General features: G+C 69.9%; 8 protein-coding genes. 4 read left to right on the top strand and 4 right to left on the bottom strand.

Translation table 11 applies throughout. From position 1 onward, the window contains the following. Positions 1–28: 28 nt before the first annotated feature. Positions 29–1408, top strand: coding sequence for a purine-cytosine permease family protein (locus QP939_RS14635; RefSeq protein ID WP_285457299.1), 1380 nt, complete (start codon positions 29–31; stop codon positions 1406–1408). Here the strand turns inward: QP939_RS14635 and QP939_RS14630 are convergent. Further along, entirely contained in the window at positions 1366–1800 is a 435-nt protein-coding gene (locus QP939_RS14630) for a GNAT family N-acetyltransferase (protein ID WP_285457298.1), read from the bottom strand. The two genes, QP939_RS14635 and QP939_RS14630, sit on opposite strands and share 43 nt — an antisense overlap. A 21-nt stretch (positions 1801–1821) precedes the next feature. Next, positions 1822–2382 carry a TetR/AcrR family transcriptional regulator gene (locus QP939_RS14625; protein ID WP_167384557.1) on the bottom strand — a complete coding sequence of 187 codons (561 nt, stop codon included), beginning with the start codon at positions 2380–2382 and terminating at the stop codon, positions 1822–1824. A gap of 156 nt (positions 2383–2538) precedes the next feature. Between QP939_RS14625 and QP939_RS14620 the strand changes: the two genes are divergently transcribed. From QP939_RS14620 to QP939_RS14610, 3 genes are all read left to right on the top strand, one after another. After that, complete coding sequence (locus tag QP939_RS14620; RefSeq protein ID WP_285457297.1) at positions 2539–4752, top strand: (Fe-S)-binding protein; 2214 nt, start codon at positions 2539–2541, stop codon at positions 4750–4752. Between the two features lie 245 nt (positions 4753–4997). After that, positions 4998–5480 (top strand): DUF742 domain-containing protein, encoded by a 483-nt coding sequence (locus QP939_RS14615; RefSeq protein ID WP_285457296.1) that lies wholly within the window; start codon positions 4998–5000, stop codon positions 5478–5480. Positions 5481–5497: 17 nt separating this feature from the next. Continuing rightward, positions 5498–6499, top strand: coding sequence for a cation diffusion facilitator family transporter (locus tag QP939_RS14610; RefSeq protein ID WP_285457295.1), 1002 nt, complete (start codon positions 5498–5500; stop codon positions 6497–6499). Here QP939_RS14610 and QP939_RS14605 read toward each other — a convergent pair. Together QP939_RS14605 and QP939_RS14600 are read right to left on the bottom strand one after the other, a co-directional pair. Continuing rightward, complete coding sequence (locus QP939_RS14605) at positions 6493–7185, bottom strand: CAP domain-containing protein (RefSeq protein WP_285457294.1); 693 nt, start codon at positions 7183–7185, stop codon at positions 6493–6495. The genes QP939_RS14610 and QP939_RS14605 overlap by 7 nt on opposite strands. Before the next feature lie 155 nt (positions 7186–7340). Continuing rightward, complete coding sequence (locus QP939_RS14600) at positions 7341–11837, bottom strand: DUF7507 domain-containing protein (protein ID WP_285457293.1); 4497 nt, start codon at positions 11835–11837, stop codon at positions 7341–7343. Between the last annotated feature and the right edge of the window lie 49 nt (positions 11838–11886).

Raw genomic sequence — 11886 nt, 5'->3', positions numbered from 1 at the left:
CCTCCAACGCACGATTTCTGGAGGTCCCGTGGCGGCAGCCCTCGAACGCAGGTCCATCGACCCGGTCCCGGAAGCCGAACGGCACGGCCACCCGCGCAGCCTCTTCACGCTCTGGTTCGCGGCGAACATGCAGATCACGTCGGCGGTCACCGGCGCGCTGACCGTGCTCGTCGGCGTCCACCCGCTGTGGGCGCTGGTCGCGGTGCTGGGCGGGAACGTCCTCGGCGGGGTCCCGATGGCGCTGCACGCCGCGCAGGGGCCGAAGCTCGGCATCCCGCAGATGATCCAGTCGCGCGCGCAGTTCGGCGTCTACGGCGCGATCCTGCCGCTCGTCCTCGTCGTCGTGATGTACCTCGGGTACTTCGCCAGCGGCAACGTCCTGGGCGGACAGGCCGTCGCGGAGATCACCGGGCTGCCGACCGACGCCGCGATCTGCGTGTACGCCGCCCTTTCCGCGCTGATCGCCATCGTCGGCTACCGGCTGATCCACCGGTTCGGGTGGATCGCGTCGGCGCTCAGCGTGGTCGTCTTCGTCTACCTGACGGTCCGCCTGGTCGGCGGGCACGACCTCGGGGCAGTGCTCCAGGCGCCGTCGCTCGACTTCCCGAAGTTCCTCCTGGCCCTCTCGCTGACGGCGTCGTGGCAGCTCACCTTCGGCCCGTACGTCGCCGACACCTCGCGCTACCTGCCCTCGACGACGTCGGTGCGGGCGACGTTCTGGTGGACCTACGGCGGCACGGTCCTCGGCGCGACCTGGGCGATGTCGTTCGGCGCGCTCGCGTACGCCGTCGCCGGGAAGGCGTTCAAGGGCCACGAAGTCGCGTACGTCGTCGGGCTCGGCGGCGAGGCACTGCTCATCCCGCTGCTGTTCGCCATCGCGCTCGGCAAGTTCACCGTGAACGTGCTGAACATCTACGGCGGCTACATGACGGTCGCGACCGCACTCACCGCGTTCAGCCGCAAAGCCGCGCTCTCGCAGGGCGCGCGCGTCGGGTACATCGCCGTCGTCGGCGTGCTCGGCGGGGTGATCGCGGTGCTCGGGCGCGGGGAGTTCCTCGGGAACTTCATCCTGTTCCTGGACTTCCTGCTGTACTTCCTGACGCCGTGGAGCTCGATCAACCTCGTCGACTTCTACCTGGTGCGCAAGGAGTCTTACGACCTCGAAGCGATGTACGACCCGAACGGCCGCTACGGGCGCTGGGCCGCGCCGGCGCTCATCGCGTACTTCGTCGGGATCGCCGTGCAGATCCCGTTTTCGAACGTCGAAGGCATCTTCGTCGGCCCGATGGCGCCGCTACTGGGCGGCGCCGACGTCTCGTGGCTGATCGGCCTCGCCGTGCCGGGCGCGATCTACTACAAGCTGACTCAGCGCAAGGACTCCTTGTTGACGCCTTCGCGCTCGAGGTAGCGGCCCTTGGTGTGCTCGCCGAAGCCGAACTGCCGGTAGAGCCCGTGCGCGTCGGCGGTGTGCAGCATCCAGCGGAAGCCCGCGCCGGGCCCGTTGTCGATCATCTCCCGCACGAGCTCCTTGCCGAGGCCGGTGCCGCGGGCGGAGTCGACGACGAAGACGTCGGCCAGGTACGCGGACCCGACGCCGTCCGAGAAGGCCCGCGCGAAGCCGACCTGCTCGCCGCCGCGGTAGGCGCCGACGACCCGCCACGAGCCGTCGACCGCGGCTTCGACCTGCTCGCGCGTGCGCCAGCGGCCCCAGTAGGCCTCGGTGGAGAGGAACTTCCACACCACGTCGAGGTCCAGCCGCGTCCGGTCGTCGTCCAGCTCGTACTCACCGAAAGTCCGCATGATCCGAAACTAAGCCCGGCGTCAACGCGGTTTCAGCAGGTAGTCCACGACGGGACGCAGCTCTTCCGCCGACGGCGGCTCGTCGTCGATCAGGCCCTGGATGAGCAGCCCGTCGATGCCCGCGAGGAAGACCCGGAACGCCACTTCGTCGTCGTGGCGGACCATCGACGTCAGGACGTCGAGCCAGCGCCGCGCGGCCGGGCGCAGCTCGGGCTTGCGCGCCGCCAGGAGGTACAGCTCGTACTCGGCCATCGTGCGGCCGCGACGCGGCCCGAGCGCCTCGGCGAGCAGGGCCGCGACCTCTTCGGCGCCGCGTGAGCCGCGCGAACGGGCCCGGTCGATCATCCAGTAGACCTCGGTGGCCATGTCGCGGGCGCACGAGATGAGCGTCGCGACCAGCAGGTCGTCCAGTGACGAGAAGTGATAGGTCGTGGACGTCGTCGGAACGCCCGCCTCGGCCGCGACGGTCCGGTGCGTCACACCCGCGACGCCGTCGCGCTCGATGATCCGCAGCGTGGCCTCGATGAGTTCGGTGCGCCGCTTCTCGCCGCGCGCCTTCCGGCCGTCGACTTGGAGCTTCACCATAGGGTGAAAACTACCTGAACGATCGTCCCGAAACAAAGAGCGACGTACACCACATCGGTGGGACTTAAGGCCACTCAACGGGTTACTCATCAGTAAGAAGCATTAGTCTGCCGGCTACCACCACGAATCATCCGGACGAAAGGCACCCGAACGATGGGCGCTCTACAACTGACGCTGGGCGGCATCGCCGTCGTCCTCGGCGTCGTCGCCTGGGGGATGTTCGCCGCGACGATCGCGCGTTTCGTGCGCGTCATCCGTCTCGGGCAGCCCGACTCGACGCGCAACGGCCCGTTCATGCCCCGCATGAAGACGCTGATCAAGGAGTTCGCCGCGCACACGCGGATGAACCGCAAGCGCAGCGTCGGGCCCGCGCACTGGCTGGTGATGTGGGGCTTCCTGCTCGGCTCGCTCGCCCTGTTCGAGGCCTACGGCGAGGTCTTCGTCCCGACGTGGGGCTGGCCGATCCTCGACGACTTCCCGCCGTTCCAGCTGCTCATGGAGCTGCTCGGGCTCGGCACGATCGTCGGCATCCTGGTGCTGATGGCGATCCGCCAGCGCAACCACCCGCGTCGCGCCGACCGCCAGAGCCGCTTCCAGGGCTCGAACTTCAAGTGGGCGTACTTCATCGAGGCCGTCGTGCTCATCGAGGGCATCGGCATCATCGGCGTCCGCGCCGCGAAGGCCGCGCTCGGCGCGCACGAGACGCCGACCTGGGCCGCCTTCGTCTCCAACCCGCTCGGCGAACTGCTCCCGGCCAGCCCGAACCTGGTGACGGTGTTCGCGTTCGTCAAGCTGATGAGCGCCACGGTGTGGCTGATCGTCGTCGCCCGCACGATGACCATGGGCATTGCGTGGCACCGGTTCAGCGCGTTCTTCAACATCTACTTCAAGCGCGAGGCCGACGGCGGCGTCGCCCTCGGCGCACTCAAGCCGATGATGAGCGGCGGCAAGGTCCTCGACCTCGAAGAAGCCGACCCGGACGAGGACACCTTCGGCGTCGGCAAGATCGAGGACTTCAGCTGGAAGGGCTGGCTGGACTTCTCGACGTGCACCGAGTGCGGCCGCTGCCAGGAGCAGTGCCCCGCGTGGAACACGGGCAAGCCGCTGTCGCCGAAGCTGGTCATCACGCAGCTGCGTGACCACGCCTACGCGAAGGCGCCGTACCTGCTGGCGGGCGGCAAGCGCGACATGGCGGGCGACGAGGTCGGTTTGTCCGGGGACAACATGTACGCCGGGATCGATGTCCTCGCGATCGCCGAGTCCCAGAAGGCCCTGGTCGGCGACGACGGCGGCGTCATCGATCCCGACGTCCTGTGGTCCTGCACCAGCTGCGGCGCCTGCGTCGAGCAGTGCCCGGTCGACATCGAGCACGTCGACCACATCGTCGACATGCGCCGCTACCAGGTGATGATCGAGTCGTCGTTCCCCAGCGAGCTGAACGGCATGTTCAAGAACCTGGAGAACAAGGGCAACCCGTGGGGCCAGAACGCCAAGGACCGGCTGGCCTGGACCGAGGACCTGGACTTCGAGGTCCCGGTGTTCGACGGGGACCTCGGCGACGCCGAGTACCTGTTCTGGGTCGGCTGCGCCGGCGCGTTCGAGGACCGCGCGAAGAAGACGACGCGCGCGGTCGCCGAGCTGCTGCACATGGCGGGCGTCAAGTACACCGTGCTGGGCTCGGAGGAGTCCTGCACCGGTGACCCGGCTCGCCGCGCGGGCAACGAGTTCCTGTTCCAGATGCTGGCCCAGCAGAACGTCGAGGTGCTGAACTCGGTGTTCGAGGGACGTGAGCGCAAGGCCCGCAAGGTCGTCGTGACCTGCGCGCACTGCTTCAACACCCTCGCCAACGAGTACCCGGAGCTGGGCGGCCAGTTCGACGTCGTGCACCACACGCAGCTGCTGAACCGCCTGGTGCGCGAGAAGCAGCTGGTGCCGGTGGCGCCGGTCGCGGAGGACGTCACCTACCACGACCCGTGCTACCTCGGCCGCCACAACAAGGTGTACGAGGCGCCGCGCGAGCTGGTCGGCGCGACCGGCGCGCAGCTGCGCGAGATGCCGCGGCACGGCGACAAGTCGATGTGCTGCGGCGCCGGCGGCGCGCGGATGTGGATGGAAGAGAAGATCGGCAAGCGGATCAACGTCGAGCGCGTCGACGAGGCGCTCGGCACCGCGCCGTCGAAGATCGCGACCGGCTGCCCGTTCTGCAAGGTGATGCTGAACGACGGCCTGACCGCGCGCCAGAGCGACGGCACCGCGAGCGAGAAGGTCGAGATCGTCGACGTCGCGCAGATGCTGCTCGAGTCGGTCAAGCGGAAGCCGGAGCCGAAGCCGGTGCCCCTCGGGGCGCCGTCGCTCTCGGAGGAGTAAGGCACTTCGCGAATGGGCCCGGCCGGGACTTCCCGGCCGGGCCCATTCTTATTCGGTAACCGATTCACTACCAGTCGTCACAGGTCCACTAGCTGGGATTTTGTCACGGTAATCGTTTTCCCGAAGATTGTTCATGATAGTCACCGAAATGGCCCATCAAGCCAATCACAAACATGCTCCTGAACTCTGGACAACGGGCGTATCCTGACGTTTCCTCGCCGCCGCCGATGCCAGCGAGGGCACCTTTGACGATCACGGAAACGGGGGCGGCACGGATGGGCGACGACCGGCTGACGACGACCGGGCGGCACGCTCTCCGCACCATCCCGGACGACATCGAAGACCGGCTCGCCGAGCCCGCGCCCGTCAACCGCGACCCCGTGCCCGCCCAGCGGACGCTCGTGCGCCCGTACGTCCTCACCCGCGGCCGCACGCAGTCGCGGCGCCACCTGGCGATCGAGGCGCTGGTCTCGACGCGGGCCGGCGCGCACTGGAACGGCGCCCGGCTCACCGGCGAGTTCCGCTCGGTGCGCACGCTCTGCCACCAGCCGCGTTCGGTAGCCGAGGTCGCGGCCACGCTCAGCGTCCCGCTCGGCGTCGTCCGGGTGCTCCTCGACGACATGGCCGAGCAGGGCCTGGTCACCATCCACGACACCCGCGTGAGCACCGAGGGCCGTCCGGCGCTCGCGCTCATGGAGCGCGTGCTGCACGGCCTGCGCCGCCTCTGACCATTACGCTCACCAAGGTGAGCGAGGAAAACTCCGGTGGCGAAAGCACCCTGACCGTCCTGCTCGCCGGCGGGGTGAACCTGGCGATCGCGGTGATGAAGCTGATCGCCGGCATCATCAGCGGCTCGGGGGCGATGCTGTCCGAAGCCGCGCACTCGGTGGCCGACACGATCACCGAAGTCCTGCTGCTCACGGCGCTGAAGCGCTCGTCGCGGCCCGCCGACCGCATGCACCCCTTCGGCTACGGCAAGGAACGGTACTTCTGGTCCTTGCTCGCCGCCGTCTCGATCTTCGCGTCGGGCTCGATGTTCGCGCTCTACGAAGGCGTCTCGACGGTGCTCGGCCACGGCGAAGCGCAGAGCACGTCGCTGCTCAGCTACATCGTGCTGGCCGTGGCGTTCCTGCTCGAAGGCACCTCGTGGCTGCAGGCCGTGCGCCAGGTCGTCCGCGAGTCGAAGGCCGAGAACCGGTCGATGTGGACCTACCTGCGGCTCATCGACGACCCGACGCCGAAGACCGTGCTGTTCGAGGACTCCGCGGCGCTGCTGGGCCTGCTGCTCGCGTTCGGCGGCATCGGGCTGCACCAGCTCACCGGCTCGGAGGTCTGGGACGGCGTCGCGTCGATCGCCATCGGCCTGCTGCTCGCCTGCGTCGCGTACCTGCTCGGCCGGACCAACCGCGGCCTGCTCATCGGGCGCCAGGCCGACCCGCAGCTCGTCCGCGGCGTCCGCGACCACCTGTCCGGCGCGCCGGAGATCGAGGCCGTCGTCGACCTGCAGACCATGCTGATGGGCACTGATCAGGTACTGGTCTGCGCCCGCGTGGACTTCGACGACTCACTGGGCGCGGGCGACGTCGAACACGCCTGCGTCCGGCTCGCGGCCGAGCTGACGGAGTCGTTCCACGACGTCACCGAGGTGTTCATCGAGCCCGTGCCGCGGACCGATCCCGAGCTGCGGGCGACCGTGCTGGCGCGCTACGGCGACATCGCCGAGCGGTGGAACAGCCAAGCTCAGTAGCCGAAATCTTGAACCCAGTACCAGCCCTTGGTGGTGACGCCGACGCCGATCTTGGTCAGCGAGCAATTCAGGATGTTGGCGCGGTGACCGGCTGAGTTCATCCACGCGTCCATGACCTGCGCCGCGGACGTCTGCCCCTTCGCGATGTTCTCCGCGCCCGGCTTCGAGTAACCGGCGTTCTTGATGCGCTGGTCGAACGTGGTGCCGTCGGGGCTGGTGTGGGAGAAGAAGTTCTCGGCCGACATCTGTTCGCTGTAGTCCTGCGCGGCCGTCGTGAGGTGCGATTCCTCGGTCAGCGGCTTGCAGCCGACGTTCGCGCGTTCCTCGTTGACGAGGGTGATGACCTGGGCGGCGGTCGAAGGGGCGACCCGGGTGGTGGCCTTGGTGCTCGGCGGCGGCGCGGCTGCCGACGTGGTCGGCTGGGGCGTCGCGGACGTCTCGGTCGGGGTCGGCGCCGCGCTCGAGGTCGTCGGGGGCGCTTCGGTCGGGCTCTGCGGTGCGCTCGTGGTCGGAACCCGGCCACCGGCCAGGTCGGTGCCGCTGCCGCCGCCGGAGCCCGCGGGTGCGTCGGGGAGGACCAGCGCCGCGGCGCCGAGCTCGGCGGTGTTTCCTTCCGCGGTGGCCATCCAGGTGCCGGCCGCGGCGGAAAAGACGCCGAGCAGCACACTGAGTGACACCATCACCACGCGAGCACGTTCACCAATGGGGGACACGGCGCGAGAACGTATCACGGAACGATTACAGCGAGAACCCTACGAACGCACTGGTCACATTTACCTCGGCGCGGTTTCGGTGACAGGTACGAATTCCGCGGCAATCGGACGCTAGCGCGTTACTCCATTCAGCCGCTTCGGACGACGAAGGTGGCTTCGCCGGACGCGGTCACGGGGCGGCCGGTCGGATCCTGCGCGGTGACGGTCGCCTTGCTGGTGAAGCCTTCCTTGCCCGCGACCGTCGTGCAGGTGTAGGTGATTTCGGCGTCCGCGGCCAGGTTCGCGGCGGTGTGCGCGCACGACGGCGTGTGATCGTCCACGACGGACACCGCGGTGAGCGGAGCGTCCCCGGTGTTCTTGACCAGCAGGGAAAAGGTGACGGTGTCGCCCGGCCGGACTTCGTACGGCGCCGCGTCCTTCATCACGGCGATTTCGGGGTGGACGACGTCGACTTTCGCATCGCCGGTCGCTTGCACGGGGCGACCGGTCGGGTCGATTCCCGTTACGTCGGCGGGGTCGGTGAAATCGTCGTCGGGGGCCTTGCGGGTGCAGGTGTAGGTCTGCGTGGCCTGCGGGGCGAGGCTGCCGAACTTCTTCGCGCAGGCGTCTTCGTCCACAATGGATAGTTCGGTCAGCGGGACGTCACCCGTGTTGGTGACGGTGATGGTGAACGTGACGTCGTCACCGATGCGGACGGTCGCGGGTTTCGGGTCCTTCGTCAGCTTGACGGCCGGGTGGATGACGTCGACCGTCGCGGAGGTTTCGGCGGTGACCGGCGGGCCGATCGGGGGCGTGGCGGTGGCTTTCGCGGTGCTGACGACGTCGTCCGCGGGGGCGGTGGTGGCACAGTCGTACTTCTGGGCGGCGCCGGGTTCGAGCTTGTCGAACTTCTTGGCGCAGGCGGGTTCGCCGGTGACGGCGATCGCAGTGAGCGGGACGTCACCGGTGTTGGTGACGGTGATCGTGAAGGGCACGGTGTCGCCCTGGCGGAAGGGGCCGTGGGTGGACGCGGTGATCGCCAGCGCGGGGTGCTGGACGGTGTATGAAGCGTCGTCGGTGGCGCTGACCTGGCGTTTTGTCGGGTCGGTTCCGGTCGCGGTGGTCGAGGTCGCGAAATTGTCGGTGCCCGCGGTTACCGTGCAGGAGTGGCGCTGGAGGGCGCCGGGAGGGAGGGTGCCGATGGTCTGAGCGCACGCCGGAGTGCGACTGTCCGCAATGGACACATCGGTCAGCGGAACATCACCGGCGTTGGTGACGGCGATGGTGAACGTCACGGTGTCGCCTGCCCGGACCTGCGCGGGAGTGGCGTCGTTCGTGACGGTGAGCGCGGGGTGGATGACATCGACGGGGGCTTCGGCCTTGGCGGTCACGGGACGGTTCGTGGCGTCAACGGCGGTGATTGTGGCAACGGCGGCGAAGTCGGTGTCACCGGCGACTTGGGTGCAGCGGTAGGTCTGCGTGGCCTGCGGCTCGAGCGGGCCCAGCGACTTGGCGCAGGCCGGTGCGCCTTGATCGGCTACGGAGGCGTCCTGTAGCCGGGTGTCGCCGGTGTTGGTGACGGTGATCGTCGAGGTGACGGTGTCCCCGGCGCGAACGGTGGCGGGCTCGACGGTCCGGCTGATCGCGACGGCCGGATGGATGACATCGACGTGCGCGGTGGCTTCGCCGGAGACGGCGGGGCCAACGGGTGGAGTGCCGGTGACCTTGACGGCGACGGTGGTGTCGTCGGCGGGCGCGGTGGTGGTGCAGCCGAAGTCTTTGGTGGCGCCGGGTTCGAGGGGGCCGTCGAGCGTTTGGGTGCAGCCGGTGGCTCGCGCCTGCGGGCCGGACCGCGCTCGTGGAGTGCTGCCCTGCGCGCCCGCGGGTTCGCGGCCGGTCGGCTGCGCGGCCGGAGACTGCGTGTCCGTGACCCGCAAGCCGGTCAGCGGCACGTCGCCGGTGTTGCGGATCGTGATCCGCACCGGCACCGCGTCGCCCTCGCGGAACGGGCCTCCCTTGACCTCCGCCGTCACCGCGACCGCCGGGTGCTGCACCGCGAACGTTGCCTCCGCGGCCGCCGTCACCGGGCGGTTCGTCGGGTCCGTGCCCGTCGCCGATGGCCGGTTCGTGAGGCCCGCCGGGCCCGCGATCGTCGTGCACGTCCGGGTCTGCGTCGCCCGCGGCTCGAGCGTGCCGAGCGGCTTCGCGCATCCCGGCACCTGCTCGTCGGCGAGCTGGACGGCTGTGAGCGGCACGTCGCCCGTGTTGGTCACGGTGACCGTCCAGGTCACCGTGTCGCCTTCGCGGACCTGGGCCGGTTCCGCGCGCGCCGCGATCGCCAGTGCCGGGTGGATCACGTCGACCACCGCGTCGTCGGTCACCTTCACCGTGCGGCCGAGCTGGTCCTTGCCCTCGGCGGCCGCTGTGTTGGTGAAGTCGTCCGGTGGGGCCGGTGCCGTGCACGTGTACGTCTGCCTGCCCCGCGGCGGCAGCGCGCCGATCGCCTTGGCGCACGCCGGGGTGCGGTCGTCGGTCACCGCGACTTCCGTCAACGGTGCGTCGCCCGCGTTGGTGACCGTGATCGTGTACGTGATCGGGTCGCCCGCGCGCACGACACCCGGTGCGGCGTCCTTCGCCAAGGTCAGCGCCGGGGTGATCACTGTGACGGTCGCGGACGCCGTGGCCGTCACCGGCTGCCCGGCCAGGTCGGTGCCGGTGGCTGTCACGTGCGACGTCGTCGTCGTGGACGGGTTCGCCGTGCACGTGTACGTCTGCGTCGCGCCCGCGGCCAGGCTGTCGAACGCGCGCGAGCATGACGTCGTCGTGTCGTCGGTGACCTTGACCGGCGCGAGCGAGCTGTCGCCGCTGTTGCGCACCGCGACCGTCCACGTGACGGCGTCGCCCGCGTGGATCACCGGCGGCTCGGCGGTCTTCGTGACCTCGATGGCGGGCGCGATCGTCGGCGCGGGAGCGTCCGCGGTGGCCGTGACCTGCTTGCCGAGCTCGTCGGTCGCGGTGGCGTTCGCGGTGTTGACGCCGTCGGCGATCGGCGCCTTCGCCGTACACGTCGCCGTCCGGCTTTCGCCGGGGGCCAGTGCTCCCGCGAGCGCGCACGACGGCGTCTTCGGGTCGGTCACCCGCAGGTCGCGGAGCCCGGTGTCGCCGGTGTTCGTGACCTTGATCGTGAACGTCGCGGTCTCACCGGCGCGGTAGGCGGGCCGGTCGGCCGACTTCGTCATGCCCAGCGCCGGGTGCAGGACGTCGACGCGGGCGGACGCCTCGCCGTCGACCGGGTCGCCGAGCGACGTCGTGCCGGTCGCCTTCGCGGTGTTCGTGAAGTCGTCCGCCGGGGCGGGGCCGGTGCAGGTGAACGTCACCGTCTGGCCCGGCGCGAGCGTGCCGAGCGGCCGGGCGCACGCCGGGATGACGTCGTCGGTGACCTGCACGCCGGACACCGGGACGCTGCCCGGGTTGGCGACCGCGGCGGCGAACGTGACCGGCTCACCGGCGTGGGTCTTCGGCTGCGTCGCCCGCAGCGCGACGTGGAGTTCCGGCACCGGCACCGAGAAAGTGAGGTTCTGCGCGAGAAAGGCGTCGCCGCTGGTGACGAAGGTGAGCTTCGCGCTCGTCGCGCCCGCGGGAACGTTGTCGACGTTGAACGACTTCGCATCCACGCTGAAGTTGTTCTTCACGCCCGGCGCCGCGGCGTTGTCCGCGTTCGCGACGAAGAAGTTCGACGTCCCGCCGGTCGCGGGCTCGGCGGCCGGGGTGCCGTCGACGAGGAACTGGTCGCCGGAGTCGCCCCAGTCACCGTCGTACGCGGTGACGCCGATGTGCGCGTCCGCCGCCGCGGCGCGGAAACCCGCGATCGTCGTTTCCGTCGGCGGGGCACCGGTGTCCTGCCGGACGTGCCCGTCGTCCACGACGATCTTGCGCTTGTTCGGCGCGAAGTCGGGGTTGCGCTCCGGATAGGCGTAGACCAGCGCGATCGACCAGCCGCCGGCGCAGTCGAAACCCTTGGGCGCCCACACGTTCCCGACCGTCAGCTCGAGCGGCGCCCCGGTCGGCGCGCCGGCGAACTGGCTGGTCACGTCCGCGTGCGCCGAGTAGTAGGGGCCGTCTTCGGCGAACGCCGTCGGCGCGACGTCGACGGATTTCGCGCTGCCGACCGAAAGCCGGACGTGCTGGCCGGCGGGCGTGCCGGGCGGAGGAACCGAGGGAACGCCTTCGCGAGGGCCGCACGTCCGGGCAGCGGTGTTGCCCGCCCAGTTCAGCCGGGCGAAGACGATCTTCGCGCCCGGCGGAACGGTCACCGACGCGCTCGCCGAGTCGAACGTGCCCGGGTCGGCGTCGACGTCGGCCCACTGCATGAAGAAGTCGTCGTTGGCCAGGGTGTCCTTGCGGTCCGCGGTGTTCGCGCACGCCGCGGGCGTGGCCACCGCACCGCCGGACGGCGCGTGGTCGGCCGCGACCGGGCAGCGCAGGACGCCGTTACCCGCGTACAGGAAGTCTCCGTAGACGACGTCGTCGTAGCCGACCGCGAACGGCGGCGCGGCGGCCGCGCCCGCCGACGGCACCAGCGCCGAGGCCAGGAAGACCAGTGCCAGCACGAGAACCAGGCGAAGCGGTCTTTCGGGCAACGGCACTCCTCGCCACCTCCGGGGCCGAGACGACCTTGGGAGCGTGGCACGAGAG

Origin of the sequence: Amycolatopsis nalaikhensis (assembly GCF_030264295.1) — a bacterium.
GTDB lineage: Bacteria > Actinomycetota > Actinomycetes > Mycobacteriales > Pseudonocardiaceae > Amycolatopsis > Amycolatopsis nalaikhensis.
The sequence above is the reverse complement of the archived record's forward strand: the minus strand, read 5'-3'. Positions and strand labels throughout refer to the sequence as shown.